17 protein-coding genes are annotated in these 16,150 nt (G+C 52.8%); all 17 read left to right on the top strand.

Annotated features, from left to right (window positions below; genetic code table 11):
- Positions 1-84: 84 nt before the first annotated feature.
- The 17 genes from nadA to lysS all read left to right on the top strand — a co-directional run bounded on the left by nadA (position 85) and on the right by lysS (position 15,771).
- On the top strand, positions 85-1,023 hold the full coding sequence (nadA, locus tag AC3G2T_RS32735; protein ID WP_474686979.1) for a quinolinate synthase NadA: 939 nt from the start codon (positions 85-87) through the stop codon (positions 1,021-1,023).
- A gap of 114 nt (positions 1,024-1,137) precedes the next feature.
- On the top strand, positions 1,138-2,742 hold the full coding sequence (gene nadB, locus AC3G2T_RS32730; RefSeq protein WP_488438124.1) for an L-aspartate oxidase: 1,605 nt from the start codon (positions 1,138-1,140) through the stop codon (positions 2,740-2,742).
- Position 2,743: 1 nt separating this feature from the next.
- Positions 2,744-3,613 carry a carboxylating nicotinate-nucleotide diphosphorylase gene (gene nadC / locus AC3G2T_RS32725; RefSeq protein ID WP_488438123.1) on the top strand — a complete coding sequence of 290 codons (870 nt, stop codon included), beginning with the start codon at positions 2,744-2,746 and terminating at the stop codon, positions 3,611-3,613.
- Positions 3,610-4,374: a type III pantothenate kinase gene (locus AC3G2T_RS32720; RefSeq protein WP_474686976.1), complete on the top strand. Its 765-nt coding sequence runs from the start codon at positions 3,610-3,612 to the stop codon at positions 4,372-4,374. Before nadC ends, AC3G2T_RS32720 begins: the two co-directional genes overlap by 4 nt.
- Positions 4,375-4,393: 19 nt before the next feature.
- A complete protein-coding gene (hslO, locus tag AC3G2T_RS32715) occupies positions 4,394-5,260 on the top strand; it encodes an Hsp33 family molecular chaperone HslO (RefSeq protein WP_488438122.1) in 867 nt (288 codons plus the stop codon).
- 34 nt (positions 5,261-5,294) lie between these two features.
- Entirely contained in the window at positions 5,295-6,245 is a 951-nt protein-coding gene (locus tag AC3G2T_RS32710) for a peptidyl-prolyl cis-trans isomerase (RefSeq protein WP_488438121.1), read from the top strand.
- Between the two features lie 115 nt (positions 6,246-6,360).
- The gene (cysK, locus tag AC3G2T_RS32705; RefSeq protein ID WP_488438120.1) at positions 6,361-7,299 is read left to right on the top strand and encodes a cysteine synthase A; all 939 of its coding nucleotides are present in this window, start codon (positions 6,361-6,363) and stop codon (positions 7,297-7,299) included.
- A 132-nt stretch (positions 7,300-7,431) separates the two neighbouring features.
- A complete protein-coding gene (locus AC3G2T_RS32700; protein WP_488438119.1) occupies positions 7,432-8,985 on the top strand; it encodes an anthranilate synthase component I family protein in 1,554 nt (517 codons plus the stop codon).
- Positions 8,986-9,026: 41 nt separating this feature from the next.
- A complete protein-coding gene (gene pabA, locus AC3G2T_RS32695) occupies positions 9,027-9,608 on the top strand; it encodes an aminodeoxychorismate/anthranilate synthase component II (protein ID WP_488438118.1) in 582 nt (193 codons plus the stop codon).
- A 3-nt stretch (positions 9,609-9,611) separates the two neighbouring features.
- Positions 9,612-10,493, top strand: a complete 882-nt coding sequence (gene pabC, locus AC3G2T_RS32690; RefSeq protein ID WP_488438117.1) for an aminodeoxychorismate lyase — start codon at positions 9,612-9,614, stop codon at positions 10,491-10,493.
- A gap of 53 nt (positions 10,494-10,546) precedes the next feature.
- Positions 10,547-11,305 carry a dihydropteroate synthase gene (gene folP, locus AC3G2T_RS32685; RefSeq protein WP_488438144.1) on the top strand — a complete coding sequence of 253 codons (759 nt, stop codon included), beginning with the start codon at positions 10,547-10,549 and terminating at the stop codon, positions 11,303-11,305.
- Positions 11,306-11,324: 19 nt separating this feature from the next.
- Positions 11,325-11,693 (top strand): dihydroneopterin aldolase, encoded by a 369-nt coding sequence (gene folB, locus AC3G2T_RS32680; RefSeq protein ID WP_474686963.1) that lies wholly within the window; start codon positions 11,325-11,327, stop codon positions 11,691-11,693.
- The gene (gene folK, locus AC3G2T_RS32675; RefSeq protein ID WP_474686961.1) at positions 11,690-12,205 is read left to right on the top strand and encodes a 2-amino-4-hydroxy-6-hydroxymethyldihydropteridine diphosphokinase; all 516 of its coding nucleotides are present in this window, start codon (positions 11,690-11,692) and stop codon (positions 12,203-12,205) included. Before folB ends, folK begins: the two co-directional genes overlap by 4 nt.
- Positions 12,187-12,399, top strand: coding sequence for a helix-turn-helix domain-containing protein (locus tag AC3G2T_RS32670; protein ID WP_474686959.1), 213 nt, complete (start codon positions 12,187-12,189; stop codon positions 12,397-12,399). Before folK ends, AC3G2T_RS32670 begins: the two co-directional genes overlap by 19 nt.
- 17 nt (positions 12,400-12,416) lie before the next feature.
- The gene (dusB, locus tag AC3G2T_RS32665; protein WP_474686958.1) at positions 12,417-13,433 is read left to right on the top strand and encodes a tRNA dihydrouridine synthase DusB; all 1,017 of its coding nucleotides are present in this window, start codon (positions 12,417-12,419) and stop codon (positions 13,431-13,433) included.
- A 253-nt stretch (positions 13,434-13,686) separates the two neighbouring features.
- Entirely contained in the window at positions 13,687-14,163 is a 477-nt protein-coding gene (greA, locus tag AC3G2T_RS32660; protein WP_474686957.1) for a transcription elongation factor GreA, read from the top strand.
- Positions 14,164-14,274: 111 nt separating this feature from the next.
- Entirely contained in the window at positions 14,275-15,771 is a 1,497-nt protein-coding gene (gene lysS / locus AC3G2T_RS32655; protein ID WP_488438116.1) for a lysine--tRNA ligase, read from the top strand.
- The last annotated feature ends 379 nt before the right edge of the window (positions 15,772-16,150 follow it).

The raw sequence follows: 16,150 nt of genomic DNA, 5'->3' as shown, positions 1-16,150 counted from the left end.
AGGTGTAAATCTTTATTTTCAGAACAATTAGATCATACTACTAGCACGAGACATATCAGGTCCCACATAGGGGAGGATGCACTCATGGAGGCTCTAGCCTTGGAAAGAAAAGCGGAGCAGAACCGCGAATTGAAAGAGCGGCTGCTGCAGCTGAAGAAAGAACGCAACGCCATCATTCTTGCTCATTATTATCAGCGGGACGAAGTACAGGAAGTAGCCGATTTCCGGGGGGATTCCTTTCTGCTTGCGCAGAAAGCGGCTGAAACAGATGCAGATGTAATCGTATTCTGTGGCGTGCATTTCATGGGGGAAAGCGCCAAGATTTTGGCGCCGAACAAGAGAGTCATTATTCCGGATGAACGTGCCGGCTGTCCGATGGCCGACATGGTCAACGTGGAAGGGCTCCGGGCTTTGAAGCGCCAGCATCCGAACGCGAAAGTCGTTGCCTACATTAACACATCCGCGGACGTGAAATCGGAGACGGACATTTGCTGCACGTCGGCCAACGCCGTGAATGTCATCAATTCGGTAGATTCGGATGAGATCATCTGGGTACCGGATAAAAATTTGGGCGACTATGTATCAAAATTCACAAGCAAAAAAATTATTATCTGGGAAGGCTACTGCAATACGCATGATATGCTGACCGTCAAAGATGTCGAAGAAATGAGAGCGCAGCATCCGAACGCCCAATTCGTCGTTCATCCGGAATGCCGGCCCGAAGTCGTTAAGCTGGGCGATTTTGTCGGAAGTACGACCGCGATCATTAAATATTGCAAAGAATCGGATTGCCAGGAATTCATCGTAGGTACGGAAGACGGAACAGGGTATCAGTTGAGAAAGGATAGTCCGAATAAGCAGTTTCACTTTGCTACCAAATATTTGGTTTGTCCTAATATGAAGGTGAACAATTTGAAAAAAATCGTTCGCGCCCTCGAAACGATGCAGCCGGAAATCTACGTTCCGGAAGATGTGGCCGATAAAGCAAGATTATCCCTAGAGCGCATGTTACAAGTGAAGTAGCATGCGCTACTCTCTTGTAAACCCGTGTTTCTGTACCCCCGCCAAGCAGCGGGACAAGCTTCCAGGGCTTGCTCGGCTTTGCGGGGTCACTTTGTAAAAGACAGGTGAACCGGCATGATACCCAGATATCTCATAGACGTAGATTTAGATTCGATTCCGCATATACAGACGGATGTCATTGTAATTGGCGCAGGCATAGCGGGCTTGTTTACTGCGATCCGGGCAAGCGAGAACAAAAAAGTGCTAATGATCACGAAGAAGTCGCTGCTCGACAGCAATACGCGATACGCGCAGGGCGGCATAGCCGCGGTTATTTCGGATGAGGATTCTCCGGAATACCACATGCAGGACACGCTGATTGCAGGCGCGGGGCTTTGCTCCCGCGAAGCTGTCGACGTGCTTGTCCACGAAGGTCCGGACGGGGTTCAGGACCTGATCCGGATGGGCACCCAGTTCGATCTTGAGAACGGGGAGTTCGCTTTGACCAAAGAAGGCGCTCACAGCCAGCGCCGTATTTTGCATGCGCACGGCGATGCGACCGGCGCCGAGATCGTTCGGGCCTTGTCGGAGCGGACGAAGCAGGATCCGAACATCGAGATTTGGGACGATCATTTTGTGATCGACCTGATTACGCATGAGGGGGAGTGCTACGGCGCCCTCGTGCAAAAGCCTGACGGTCAGCGGATATTCGTGCGCGGCAACGCAACCATTTTGTGCTCCGGCGGTGCGGGACAGTTGTTCCGCTACACGACGAACCCGGACATCGCCACCGGCGATGGCATCGCGATCGCTTACCGCGCCGGCGCGCACATCCAGGACGTGGAATTTATCCAATTCCACCCTACTGCGTTGTGCTACCCGGGCGCTCCGCGCTTCCTCATCTCCGAGGCGGTGCGCGGTGAAGGCGCATACTTGCGCAACATTAAAGGGGAGCGCTTCATGGAAAAATATCATCCCCAACTGGAGCTTGCGCCGAGGGATGTCGTAGCCCGCGCCATCGTCGATGAGATGGAGCAAACAAAGTCGACATTCGTCTATATCGATATCACGCATGAAACGGAAGAATTGGTCAAGCACCGCTTCCCGACCATTTATGAATACTGCGTGCAATACGGTCTGGATCTCAGCACGGACTGGATCCCCGTAGCGCCTGCCGCGCATTATATGATGGGCGGCGTCAAAACGGACTTGTACGGAGAGACAGCCGTTCGCAGGCTGTTTGCCTGCGGCGAAGTGTCCTCTACAGGTGTACACGGCGCGAACCGACTGGCCAGCAATTCGCTTTCGGAAGCGATCGTATTCGGCAGACGCATTATCGAACGCATCCGCGAGCTTCCTCCTTTGGAAGGAAATCCGGTGATTCTGGCGGAATTGCCAAGAACCGAGAATCCGAAGCAAGCGGTTGTCGAGAAAAAGCTGAAGCTGCAAAAAGTAATGCTTCGTTATGCGGGGCTAAAACGCTCGGCCAAAGGTTTGCAAAAAGGTTATGAAGAGCTCGCCCGGCAGCTGCCGGTTTACGATACCGTTATGAGCAAGCGGGAAGAATACGAATTCGCCAATTTGCTGAATTGCGCGCTGCTTACGACGATGGCCGCCCTCCAGCGGGAGGAAAGCCGCGGCGGGCATTACCGCGAAGATTTTCCGGAGCGGGATGACCGGCATTGGGCGAAGCATATTGTATTCAAGCACGGGGAAGATAGGGTTGAGGAGTGGATTTAGCATGTTGGATGTCAATATGGAGCTGATTCGCAAGAACATTCGGCTGTGGCTGGAAGAAGATATCGGCACGGGCGACGTGACGACTTTGCATACTATCCCTTTGGAACACGAATCCAAAGGGATTATACACGTCAAAGAAGACGGCATCGTCTGCGGCTTGCCCATTGCCCGGGCCGTTTTCGCGGAAGTAGATCCTTCGCTTCGGTTTGAACCGAAAGCCGTGGAAGGATCGTCTGTTAATAAAGGGACTGTTCTAGCAGAAGTGGAAGGCAATACCAGAAGCATTTTGCTCGGCGAGCGGTTGAGCCTTAATCTGATGCAGCGGATGTCGGGAATTGCGACAAGAACGAGGGAATTTGTGAATGCGCTCGAAGGACTGCCGACAAGGCTTGTCGATACGCGGAAAACGACACCGGGACACCGGCTGCTCGAGAAATATGCGGTGCGCGTCGGAGGCGGGCATAACCATCGCTTCGGGCTGTATGATGCGGTTATGATCAAAGACAATCACATTAAAGGTTCCGGCGGCATTTCCCAAGCCGTACAAGCAGCGCGCCGCAACATTCCGCACACGATGAAAATCGAAGTGGAAGTCGAAAACTTCGACCAGCTCCATCAAGCTTTGGAGGCAGGCGCGGATATCATCATGCTCGATAACATGAAGCCGGACATGATGAAGGAAGCTGTTGTAATAATTAAAAGCAAAGCTCCGCATATTGTAGTAGAAGGTTCCGGTTCGGTTACGCTGCAGACGATCAAGGCGATGGCGGCAGCGGGTGTCGACGTTATATCCGTAGGCCGGCTGACGTATTCCGTAACGGCTTTGGACATTAGTCTGGACCTGAATGAGCGGAAGGAGACCACGCAATGATTCTTGTTGTAGATGTCGGGAACACCAATATCGTATTGGGATTGTACCAGGAGCGCTCTTTGCTTCATCACTGGAGAATCAGTACGAACCGCTCGGCGACGGTCGATGAATACGGAATGCTGCTGCACAGCCTGTTTCGCCACTCGGGAATTGCATTCGCCGATGTGGAAGGCGTCATCATTTCCTCTGTAGTCCCTCCATTGATGTCCGTTATGGAAAACCTTTGCCTTCATTATTTAAAAAGAACGCCTTATATTGTAGGGCCCGGCATCAAAACGGGCTTGAACGTTCGCGTCGATAACCCGAAGGAAGTTGGCGCGGACCGCATTGTGAATGCGGTAGCGGCGCTTGAGCTGTACGGAGCTCCGTGTATCATCGTGGATTTTGGCACGGCGACGACCTACGATTACATCGATCCTGCCCAGCAACTGATAGGCTGCGCGATAGCGCCCGGGATCGGCATTTCAACGGAGGCTCTGTATCAAAAGGCGGCTAAGCTGCCCCGCATCGAGCTCGTCAAGCCGAAAAGCGTCGTGGGCCGCAATACGGTAGCGGCTATGCAGGCCGGCATTATTTTTGGCTATGTGGGCCAGGTTGATGGTATTGTAGAGAGAGTGAAGCATGAATTTCAGGTCAATCCGACAGTTATAGCGACGGGCGGCTTGGCGGAGCTGATTTCCAGCGAGTCGCGTACGATTCAAATCGTCAACCCGCTGCTGACGCTTCAAGGCTTGCAAATGATTTATGAAAAAAATGCATGAACATAGAGAGGATTTACCAATGAGCGATTATCTGATACGAGGAACGGCACTGGATGGGAGAGTTCGGGCATTTGCAGTGCAGACCACTTCCATCACCGAGGAATTGCGGCAAAGGCACGGGACGACGCCGACGACGACAGCCGCATTGGGGAGAACGGCGGCTGCGGGGCTTTTGATGGGGGCTATGCTTAAAGGCGAAGAGAAGCTCACCATTCAAGTCAAAGGCGGCGGGCCTATCGGTCAAATCGTCGTGGACGCCAACGCCAAAGGCGAAGTTCGGGGATACGTCGACAACCCCGATGTAGACCTGCCGCTCAATGCGGTAGGCAAGCTTGATGTCGCAGGCGCGGTAGGGACAGACGGATTTTTGTATATCACCAAAGATTTGGGCTTGAAAGAGCCTTACAAAGGAAGCGTTCCTATCGTTTCCGGCGAGCTTGCCGAAGATTTTACTTATTATTTTGCCAAGTCCGAACAGACGCCTTCTGTCGTTGCTCTCGGCGTATTGGTGGATGTCGACTATACGGTAAAAGTTTCCGGAGGCTTCGTCATTCAACTGCTGCCGGGCGTCACCGATGAAGAGATCGGGGGGATCGAAGCTGCGCTCAGCGGTCTGTCTTCGGTCACGACGATGCTGGATAGCGGCAAAACGTTGGAAGAAATTTTGCAGACGGTGCTGCCTTCGCTTCAGATTTTGGACTCCCAGAATGTGGTATTCCGCTGCAAATGCAGCCGGGAACGCGTGGAACGAACGCTGATCAGCCTGGGCAAAGACGAATTGCGGGAAATGCTTGAAGAAGACGGAACTGCGGAAGTGGTATGCCATTTTTGCAACGAAACTTACCGGTATGAACGCGAAGACTTGCAGCGGATGATAGATCTGTAGCGAGTCGCGACTTTTGAATAAAGAGGGAATCAGGATGCGGGACGTAAAGCGATTATGGGGAGTCATCGGCCTCCTGGCCGTATGTACTCTTGTGCTCAGCTTCTTTTTGATCGCCCGTTCCAAGAGCCAACCAGAACCAGGTCATTCATCCGAGCCGCAGCAGCACATCGAGAACGACACCGAGCGGGTAGTTGCCAAAATAGGGAATCGTGAGATTACGATTGGAGAGCTTCAAAAGGCACTTGAGCGCCAATACGGCGCAGAGCTGCTCAAACAGATGCTGGATCGAGAAGCGGTGCGTCTGGAAGGAACCGAAACGGGCATTGCGGTCAGTGATGCGGAAATAGATCGCGAGCTGAGAAGGATGCAGCAGGGGTACGACAATGAGGAGCAGTTTTACAAATCGATGAAAGACCAGCTCGGCATGACCAAAGAAGCGCTGCGCGAAGATGTCAGCAGCAAGCTTTTGCTTGAGAAGATCGCTACCAGGAACATTAAAATTTCGGATGCCGAAGTCGATACCTATATGGCCGCGCATCCGGAAGAGTTTCGGCAGGAAGTGGAGCTGAACATCCAGCAGATCATCGTTTCGACGAAGGATCAGGCGAACAAAGTGCTGACCGATCTGGGGAAAGGCCAGAGCTTTGCCACCCTGGCGAGGGACCGTTCGCTGGACGACGCGACGAATAACAGCGGCGGAGACTTGGGCTGGGTCGAGGACAACGATCCATTTGTTGCGGCTCCCGTACTGGAAGCGGCCAAAAAACTGAAGCCCGGAGAAACCGGCAAGCCCGTGGCCGTCGATAAGGGCTATGCGGTCGTCAGGCTGAAGGACCGGCGGGAAAAGCCGAATCCGGACAAATCTTTTATCCGCGATAATGTTCGGAAAGAGCTGGCTCTGCAGGAGGCGCCGGCCCTGAAAGATTTTGTCGAAAAGCTTCGGGCCAAATGGGGCGCGGCAGTAATGGATGCCCAATTTCAGTAAGTTTTTGAATAAAATCCGGTTGACAATCTGTAGTGCGCATTGATAAGATGAATATATTAATGCCGACTGATTAACTCGGAAATTATTTTTCTCATTCAGGAAGGGGCAGTAGCGCATGGCAAAATTAGTGCAAAATATTACTCAATTAATCGGGGATACGCCGCTTGTTCGTTTGAACCGCGTAGTTCCGGAAGGCAGCGCGGAAATCTATTTGAAATTAGAGTTCCAAAACCCGGGTGCCAGCGTAAAAGACCGGATCGCCATCAGCATGGTGGAAGTGGCCGAGCAGGAAGGCAAGCTGAAGCCGGGTGACACGATCATCGAGCCGACAAGCGGAAACACGGGAATCGGCTTGGCTATGGTAGCTGCGGCTAAAGGTTACAAAGCTATTCTCGTCATGCCTGAAACGATGAGTTTGGAAAGACGCAACCTGCTTCGCGCGTATGGCGCTCAACTCGTATTGACGCCGGGAGCCGAAGGTATGAAAGGCGCGATCCGCCGCGCTGAAGAGCTTCAAGCGGAGAATCCGACTTATTTCATGCCGCAGCAGTTCAAGAACTTGGCGAACGTGAAAATCCACCGCGAAACGACAGGTCCGGAAATCGTAGAAGCGATCAAAGAGCATGACGGCAAGCTGGACGCTTTCATCGCCGGTATCGGAACCGGCGGTACGATTACAGGTGCCGGCAGCGTTTTGAAGGAAAATTTCCCGGGAATCAAAATTTATGCGGTTGAGCCTTCGGCTTCTCCGGTTCTTTCCGGCGGCAAGCCAGGCCCTCACAAAATCCAAGGGATCGGAGCCGGATTCGTTCCCGACATCCTCAACACGTCGATTTACGACGCGATTATTCAAGTGGAGAACGAAGACGCGTTCGAAACTTCCCGCCGCGTTGCCAAAGAAGAAGGCATCCTTGGCGGTATTTCTTCGGGCGCGGCCATCTTTGCAGCGCTGCAAGTGGCTAAAGAGCTTGGCGCCGGCAAACGCGTCGTTGTGGTAATTCCAAGCAACGGCGAGCGTTACCTGAGCACGCCTCTGTACCAATTCGAAGACTAATACCGTGCATGATGAAGAGCCCCCGGCTGCAGAGCCGAGGGCTTTTGTTTTACAAGCCGTTAGAGTATACTAATGGACAACCAATCATCGGAAAAGGACATTTTCCTGCGGAAAATTGTAGGGGGAAGCAACGTGATCATAACAACTTTGGAGCAGTGGCGTGGCTGGTCCTCCACGTACACGATGCTGCCTTATATTATCAAGCTCGGCCTTGGTGAAGACCGCGTCGCTTCATGGCAGCAGGCATGGAAGGAAGCTTCGCCCGATTCGTTCGTGCTCGAAAGCGGCAAGGGCGGCCGGTATACGTTTTTCGGCCTGAAGCCGTTTTCCACGATCCATGGGACGGGTTTGGATGCGGAAATATCGGGCGCTGCGCCCGGGGCTGATGCGGCTCCTGCCATTTTGCGTGTACAGGCCAAGCCTCTCGACGCGGTCAAAAACTGGATGGTCCCCTACCGCAGCCCGAAAGTGGCGGGAGTGCCCAAGTTTTTGGGAGGCTGCGTAGGCTTCTGGGGCTATGACGTCGTGCGCACGATTGAGAAGCTGCCCGAACATGCGCTGAGCGACCTGCCTATTCCGGACTACAGCTTTGCCTTATATGACCGGGTATGGATCATCGATCATCAGGAGAAGTCGCTGTATATTGCCGTTCATTCGCTGCTTCCGGGCGGTTGCGATGCAGTGTGCCTGGAAGGTTTGTACGAGCAAGCCCGCCTGAAAACGGAAGAAATGCTGCGCCGGTGGGATTCGATCCGTTCGGCCCACCGGCATGGAGAAAGCGGACAACCGGACGGGCGGGAGCTTATCCCCCGCGGCGAGCTTCACATCGACGTCGAGTCCATCGAAGGCGTGCAGCCTGCGTTTCGCAAAGAGGATTTCATCCGCGCCGTCGAGCGCATCCAAACTTACATCAGCCAGGGCGATGTGTTCCAGGTCAACCTCTCCGTCCGGCAGAGCCGCAAGCTGCGCACGACGCCGGAGGAGATTTACGAGTCGCTGCGCATCGTCAACCCGTCGCCTTACATGGGGCTGCTGCGCTTCGCGGGTTTCTCGCTCGTATCCGCCTCCCCCGAGCTGCTCGTCCAGCTGGAGGACGGCATTCTCCGCACGAGACCTATTGCGGGCACACGCCCCCGAGGCAAGGACGAGCAGGACGATCTCAGGCTCGCCGGCGAGCTGATCGACAATGAGAAAGAACGTGCCGAGCACGTAATGCTTGTCGATCTGGAACGCAATGACCTTGGGCGGATATCCCGGTACGGATCGGTGCGGGTTCAGGATTTCATGGTTATCGAATATTATTCCCATGTGATGCACATCGTATCGGAAGTGACGGGCGAATTGGCCGAGGGCAAGGACGCTTACGATGTCATCGCCGCAACGTTCCCGGGAGGCACAATCACCGGCGCTCCCAAGATCAGAACGATGGAAATTATCGAGGAACTGGAGCCTGTCAGACGCGGGCCATACACGGGTTCGATGGGGTGGATTGACTATAACGGCAATTTGGAATTTAATATAATTATACGCACATTGGCGGCGGCGCAAGGAATGGGCCATATTCAGGCGGGAGCGGGGATCGTTATCGATTCCGTACCCGAACGGGAGTATGTCGAATCCTTGAACAAAGCCAAGGCGTTGTGGAAAGCGATTGAACATAGCGAGCGGAGCATGAGCCGAGCTTAGCAGAGGATTAGCCCCAGCGGCTAACGAAAGGAGAGCATAGGATGATTTTAGTGATTGACAATTACGATTCTTTTACGTACAACTTGGTACAGTACTTGGGTGAGATTGGTGAGGAGATTGTTGTGCGCCGCAACGATGAAATCGATTTGGAGGGCGTCGCGGCTCTGTCGCCGGATCACATACTGATATCTCCGGGGCCCTGTACCCCGAACGAAGCGGGTATCAGTCTTGCGCTGATCGACCGTTTCAAGGGCCAAATACCGATCTTCGGCGTTTGCCTCGGCCATCAGTCCATAGGCCAAGCTTTTGGCGGCGAAGTCATTCGCGCCGAGCGGCTGATGCACGGCAAAACATCGCCCATTTTCCACGATGGGAAGACGTTGTTCGAAGGGCTTCCGTCGCCTTTTACAGCGACCCGCTATCACTCGCTTATCGTGAAAGCCGAGACGCTGCCGGATTGTCTGGAAGTTAGCGCCCGTACGGCGGAAGGCGAAATTATGGCGCTGCGGCACAAGGAATACCCGATCGAAGGCGTCCAGTTCCATCCGGAGTCGATCATTACCGATCACGGGCACCAGATACTCCGCAATTTCCTGCGCCGTACAGCCGGAAGCGTCGTATAGGCAATGAAAATCAGTATAAACAACACGATTTATGATGAACAGCAAGCCGTGGTCTCTGTTTATGATCACGGCTTTCTTTACGGTCTTGGCTTGTTTGAAACGTTTCGCACGTATGCAGGCAAGCCTTTTTTATTGAAGGAGCATTTGAACCGCTTGGCGGAAGGCTGCAAGGAACTCGGCATCAGGCATGAGCCGCTGCAGGACCGCATCGAAACGATGATATCCGGGCTGCTTGAGGCCAACAACCTTCGGGATGCCTATTTTCGTTATACGGTATCTGCAGGTATCGATATGTTGGGCTTGCCTTCCGGCGATTACCTGCAGCCAACGGAGATTATGTACGTCAAGCCGCTTCCTCCGCGAGACGAGCGGGTATACAGCCAGGGCAAGGCGCTGCAGCTGCTGAAGCTGCCCCGCAATACGCCGGAAGGGCTTTACCGGTTCAAATCGCTGCATTACATGAATAATATTCTTGCAAAAAGGGAACTACAGAACTACAAGTGGGCGTCAGGCGCAGAGGGGCTCATGCTGACCGAGGAAGGCTACTTGGCGGAAGGCATCGTGAGCAACCTCTTTTTCGTCAAAGATTCCGTACTCTACACTCCGTCCCTCGAAACGGGGATTTTGCCGGGCATTACGCGGGCGTTTGTGCTGCAATTGGCGCAGGAGAGCGGCTTTGCCACCGCAGACGGTTTATATACGTGGGAAGATTTGGTCAGCGCGGACGAGATATTTTTCGTCAACTCCGTGCAGGAAATCGTTCCCGTAACGATGCTGTACACGCCCGGCGGGGAACAGCTCCGTGCGGGACAAGGCGTCCCCGGACCTATGACCGTTCAAATCATGCTGGAGTATCAACGGCGGACAGGAAGTGAACAGCAGTGAAGACGTTGCTATGCAAAGGGCATGAGCTGCCGATCGGAGAGCGGACGATCATCATGGGAATTTTGAACGTAACCCCGGATTCGTTTTCGGACGGGGGGGCTTATGTGACGATCGATACCGCGCTACGCAGAGCGAGGCAGATGGTGGACGAAGGCGCGGATATTATTGATATCGGCGGGGAGTCGACGCGTCCGGGTTTTGCGGCGGTACCGCTGGAAAAAGAGCTGAAGCGCGTCATTCCCGTTATTCGGGCGCTTAGCGCCGAGTTTGATGTTCCCATTTCCATCGACACCTACAAGGCCGAAGTCGCCAGACAGGCGCTGGAAGCAGGGGCTCATATTATCAACGACGTTTGGGGAGGGCTGGCCGACACCCGGATGGCTGCAACTGCCGCCGAATACGGGTGTCCGTTCATTATCACGCATAACCGCACCGACATGAACTATGTCGAATTTTTGCCCGAGGTGCTGAGCGATTTGCAAAAGAGCGTGCAGTTGGCGCTGGATGCCGGCGTCCGCAAGGAACGAATCGTGCTCGATCCCGGCATCGGCTTCGCCAAAACTTACGAGCAGAACTTGTGGCTCATGAACCGGCTGGAGGCCATCGCAGCGCTCGGATATCCCGTACTGCTGGGCACTTCCCGCAAAACGTTTATACGCAATACGCTGGGACTTCCTGCAGACGATGTCGTGGAAGGGACCGCGGCAACCGTCGCTCTGGGCATCGCTCAAGGCTGCAGCATCATGCGTGTGCATGACGTCCGGGCAATGAAGCGGGTGGCCGTTATGACGGACGCCATCGTCCGAACCTAATCCGAGGAGGCAGTAATACATGGACAAAATCAAACTGGCCGGCATGCAGTTTTTCGGCAATCACGGCGTATTCCCCGAGGAGAACAAGCTGGGGCAGCGCTTTTATGTCGATGTCGAGCTGATGCTTCCGCTGAACAAAGCCGGCGCCTCCGACGAATTGGAGCATACGATCAATTATGCGGAAGTATTTTATAAGGTCAAAGAGATTGTCGAGGGCCGCACTTTTAAACTGATCGAAGCTTTGTCGGAAAATATTGCATCCGAGCTGCTGCATACTTATACTAGTATCAATGAAGTGACGGTACGCGTCATCAAGCCGCATCCGCCATTTCCGGTGCTCTTTGACGGAGTGACCGTAGAGATCAACCGAAAGCGGGCAAATGAATGACAGCCGTAGAACAAGAGCAGGGAATTATCGCCTATGTCGCATTGGGATCAAATATAGAAGATCGCGAACACTATTTGCAGCAGGCAATCGCAGAGCTGAATGAGCAACCGGGTATAACGGTAACGTCCCGCTCGGGCATTTATGAGACGGAACCCGTCGGATACGTGGACCAGTCGGCTTTTCTCAATATGGTTATCGAAATCGTTACCGAGCTGCCTGCGGAACAATTGCTTACCGCTATGCTGGCTATTGAACAACGTCTCGGTAGAACCCGCGATGTGCGCTGGGGCCCAAGAACGATCGATCTGGATATGCTCCTGTACGGAGACCTCCGGATCGCGACTCCCGACTTGATCATTCCGCATCCGCGGATGCAGGAGCGGGCTTTTGTGCTAGTTCCTCTTTCCGAGGTTCTAAGCAAGCGGCAGCATGCCGCATCGGAGGCCGTTACCGCACAGCTACAGAATTTGGATGGAAAGGACGGCGTTGTACTATGGAAAAAAGCACAGTAGCCCAACGCATTCGCGCTTTTCGCAAACTGAAGGGATACACGCAAAACGAGCTCGCCGATATGTTAGGCGTCTCCATCGCCATATTAGGGGCTATTGAACGGGGAACCCGCAAACCCGATAACAAAATCATTCACAACATTTCACAAGTGCTGAATATTGAACCGGATGAACTGGTGGCGGCAGGCACCCGCTGAGAGGAGTTGAAATTACAATGTTGAAAATAGGAAACGTGGAGGCTCCGAACAAAGTCGTGCTCGCGCCGATGGCCGGAGTCTGCAATCCCGCGTTCAGGCTCATTGCCAAAGAGTTCGGAACCGGCCTGGTCTGCGCCGAGATGGTCAGCGACAAAGCGATCGTTCACGGCAACTCGCGCACGATGGAAATGCTGTATGTGGACGAGCGCGAAAAACCGCTCAGCCTGCAAATATTCGGCGGCGACACGGAGACGCTGGTCGAGGCGGCCAAAGTCGTGGATCAGCACACAAACGCCGATATCATCGACATCAACATGGGCTGCCCGGTGCCGAAGATCACCAAATGCGACGCAGGCGCCCGCTGGCTGCTGCAGCCGGACAAAATCGAAGAAATGATCGCGACCGTAGTCGCGGCTGTCAGCAAACCGGTCACGGTTAAAATGCGCATCGGCTGGGACTCCGAACATATTTACGCGATTGAAAATGCCAAAGCTGTCGAAAGAGGCGGCGGAAGCGCAGTCAGCGTGCACGGCCGTACCCGCGAGCAAATGTATACCGGCAAGGCGGATTGGGATATTATACGGGAAGTCAAGCAGGCTGTATCGATTCCCGTCATCGGCAACGGCGATGTGGTGACTCCCGAGGACGCCAAACGGATGATCGACCAAACCGGCGTAGACGGAGTCATGATCGGCCGCGGCGCATTGGGCAACCCGTGGATGCTGTACCGGACCGTGCAGTATTTGACTCATGGCGAGCTCCCGCCGGATCCGAAGCCCGAAGAAAAAATTCGCATCGCCATTCTCCATCTGGACCGTCTCGCCGCCTTGAAGGGCGAGCATGTAGCGGTCAAGGAAATGCGCAAGCACATGGCCTGGTATCTCAAAGGCATGACAGGCTCCGCCCGCGTCAAAGACGTCATCATGGAACTGACCAAACGCGACGAAATGGTGCGTGTTTTGCATGAATATGTCGATAGTTTGAACGGCGAATCCGAGTCCTCCTCAGGTCAAGAATCCGCTGTCATTCATTAAATAGATGCAGGATTGGCTTTGATTGACATTTTGAAACCGTTGCAATATAATCAGTCAATATTAATGTTAATCCGCATAAAGTGAACGGCAGCGCAGTACCCAGAGAGAGTCATCTTGAGGCATGAGGCTAATATATTATCTAATAGTGAATTCATACTACTTGAATCAGCTCTTTTATAAGACCTTAACTCCTAGCAGGAAGCATTGATTCAACGATATGAAAATCTTTCACACGACGGGAGATCAGTTGGGAATGAGTGAAAAAGAAGTCATTCTTACACAGGAAGGCTTGAAAAAGCTGGAGGAAGAGCTAGAACATCTGAAATCGGTAAAACGCCGCGAAGTCGCGGAAAGAATCAAAGTAGCGATCGGCTACGGCGATATCAGCGAGAACTCCGAATATGAAGACGCGAAGAATGAGCAAGCTTTTATTGAAGGCCGTATCATTACTTTGGAAAAAATGCTGCGCAACGCGCGGATTATTAATAACGACGATGTGGATATCAACACGGTGAGCGTTGGATCGATCGTGACATTGAAGGACCTTGAATTCGGCGATTTGGTTGAATACAATATCGTAGGCACAGCGGAGTCCGATCCGTTTCAGAATAAGATTTCCAATGAAAGCCCTGTAGGCAAAGCTATTCTTGGCAAGCAGAAGGGCGCGACAGTAGACGTTAACGTTCCTGCCGGTGTCATTCAATATCAGATCGTCGATATCAAAAAGTAACGTACAGCGTCTTTTTGAAAAGCTTCCGTCCGGAAGCTTTTTTCCGGTTTTTACCGCCACCTTTACGGGCCGGAAACATCAACTTAACATAATTGCGTAGGAGATGAAATCATGAGCCAAGAACAGGAACTCAACGAACTGCTCGTCATTCGCCGCAACAAATTGGACGAGCTTCGCGCATTGGGAATCGATCCCTTCGGCGCCAAATATGTCAAAACGCATACGGCCCAAGAAATTATCGAGGCGTATAACGACAAAACGAAAGAAGAGCTGGAAGCCGAACACCACGAAGTTAGCATTGCCGGCCGGATTATGCAAAAAAGAGGCATGGGCAAGGCAAGCTTCGCCCACATTCAGGATATTTCCGGAAAAATTCAAATCTACGTGCGCGAAGATTCCCTTGATGCCGCTAAATACCAAGCTTTCGACATTCTCGATATCGGGGATATGGTAGGCGTAAGCGGCGTCGTTTTCAAAACGAAAACGGGTGAAACCTCCATTAAGGTGAAATCGCTTGAGGTATTGACGAAATCTCTGCTTCCGCTGCCGGAGAAATTCCACGGCCTGAAAGACGTAGAGATGCGCTACCGTCAACGCTACGTTGACCTGATCATGAATCAGGACGTCCAGCAGACGTTCATTTTGCGTTCGAAAATTATTCAATCCATGCGCCGTTATCTCGACTCCCGCGGCTATTTGGAAGTGGAGACGCCTACGCTGCATGCGATTGCGGGCGGAGCTTCCGCGCGTCCTTTTATCACGCATCACAACGCTTTGGATATGCAGCTGTACATGCGTATTGCGATTGAGCTTCATCTGAAACGCCTGATCGTGGGCGGCTTGGAAAAAGTGTACGAGATCGGCCGCGTTTACCGCAATGAGGGCATTTCTACCCGCCATAATCCGGAATTCACCATGATCGAGCTTTACGAAGCGTATGCGGACTACAAAGATATCATGAAGCTCACCGAAGAGCTGATTGCTCATATCGCTCAAGAGGTTTTGGGCACGACTACCGTTCAGTATCAGGATCACGAAGTAAATCTGGCCGTAGGCTGGAGACGCGTGTCTATGGTTGATGCCATTAAAGAGGTCAAAGGCGTGGACTTTAACGTCCATATGTCCGACGAGGAAGCACACCGTTTGGCAAAAGAGCATAACGTGCCCGTTGAGCCGCATATGACGTTCGGTCATATTGTGAACCAGTTCTTTGAGACGTTTGTCGAAGAGACCCTGATTCAACCGACGTTTATTTATGGGCATCCTTTGGAGATTTCTCCGCTTGCGAAAAAGAATCCGGAAGATCCGCGTTTTACGGATCGTTTCGAGCTGTTCATTGTGGCCCGCGAGCATGCCAATGCGTTCACGGAGCTTAATGATCCGATCGATCAACGGGAGCGCTTTGAAGCCCAGCTCCGTGAAAAAGAACAAGGCAACGACGAAGCCCATGAAATGGACGATGACTTCATTCGCGCGCTCGAATACGGCATGCCTCCTACGGGCGGGCTAGGTATCGGCATCGACCGTCTGGTGATGCTGCTTACGAACGCGCCTTCTATCCGCGATGTGCTGTTGTTCCCGCTTATGCGCGAGCGTCAAGGCGAATAAACGAGCTTGTATTTCGGGGCGCCGGCAGGCGCCCCGAAGTTTTTTTAAAATAAAACTTGCAATGTCTATATTGTCTGTGGTATCTTAATAAACGTCGCCGCTAAAAAGCGACAACAACTTGAGAAAAACAGGTTGCAAATGAGTTTTAAACATGGTATATTGGTCTTCCGGCTGTCGAAAGACGGCAGGTAAGCAAAAGAAATTGCTCTTTGAAAACTGAACAACGAGTGAAGAAGCGAGGTTGAGAAATCGACCAAAACAAAGAGATTGCAAAATCTCGTCAGCTTTGAAATTGAGCTATTCAGCTTTCAATAAAGGTAACACCTTTTTGGAGAGTTTGATCCTGGCTCAGGACGAACGCTGGCGGCGTGCCTAATAC

The organism is Paenibacillus sp. sgz302191 (assembly GCF_057749925.1).
Note: the sequence above shows the minus strand (reverse complement) of the source record. Positions and strands in the feature narration are given on the sequence as shown.

Excerpts from the sequence above, each read along its gene's own strand:
- pabC (WP_488438117.1), top strand. The coding sequence starts at position 9,612 with ATGAAAATCAGTATAAACAACACGATTTATGATGAACAGCAAGCCGTG.
- nadA (WP_474686979.1), top strand. The coding sequence starts at position 85 with ATGGAGGCTCTAGCCTTGGAAAGAAAAGCGGAGCAGAACCGCGAATTG.
- AC3G2T_RS32710 (WP_488438121.1), top strand. The coding sequence starts at position 5,295 with ATGCGGGACGTAAAGCGATTATGGGGAGTCATCGGCCTCCTGGCCGTA.
- folP (WP_488438144.1), top strand. The coding sequence starts at position 10,547 with ATGGGAATTTTGAACGTAACCCCGGATTCGTTTTCGGACGGGGGGGCT.
- cysK (WP_488438120.1), top strand. The coding sequence starts at position 6,361 with ATGGCAAAATTAGTGCAAAATATTACTCAATTAATCGGGGATACGCCG.
- pabA (WP_488438118.1), top strand. The coding sequence starts at position 9,027 with ATGATTTTAGTGATTGACAATTACGATTCTTTTACGTACAACTTGGTA.
- folB (WP_474686963.1), top strand. The coding sequence starts at position 11,325 with ATGGACAAAATCAAACTGGCCGGCATGCAGTTTTTCGGCAATCACGGC.
- nadB (WP_488438124.1), top strand. The coding sequence starts at position 1,138 with ATGATACCCAGATATCTCATAGACGTAGATTTAGATTCGATTCCGCAT.
- AC3G2T_RS32720 (WP_474686976.1), top strand. The coding sequence starts at position 3,610 with ATGATTCTTGTTGTAGATGTCGGGAACACCAATATCGTATTGGGATTG.
- lysS (WP_488438116.1), top strand. The coding sequence starts at position 14,275 with ATGAGCCAAGAACAGGAACTCAACGAACTGCTCGTCATTCGCCGCAAC.
- greA (WP_474686957.1), top strand. The coding sequence starts at position 13,687 with ATGAGTGAAAAAGAAGTCATTCTTACACAGGAAGGCTTGAAAAAGCTG.
- dusB (WP_474686958.1), top strand. The coding sequence starts at position 12,417 with ATGTTGAAAATAGGAAACGTGGAGGCTCCGAACAAAGTCGTGCTCGCG.
- folK (WP_474686961.1), top strand. The coding sequence starts at position 11,690 with ATGACAGCCGTAGAACAAGAGCAGGGAATTATCGCCTATGTCGCATTG.
- nadC (WP_488438123.1), top strand. The coding sequence starts at position 2,744 with ATGTTGGATGTCAATATGGAGCTGATTCGCAAGAACATTCGGCTGTGG.
- hslO (WP_488438122.1), top strand. The coding sequence starts at position 4,394 with ATGAGCGATTATCTGATACGAGGAACGGCACTGGATGGGAGAGTTCGG.
- AC3G2T_RS32670 (WP_474686959.1), top strand. The coding sequence starts at position 12,187 with ATGGAAAAAAGCACAGTAGCCCAACGCATTCGCGCTTTTCGCAAACTG.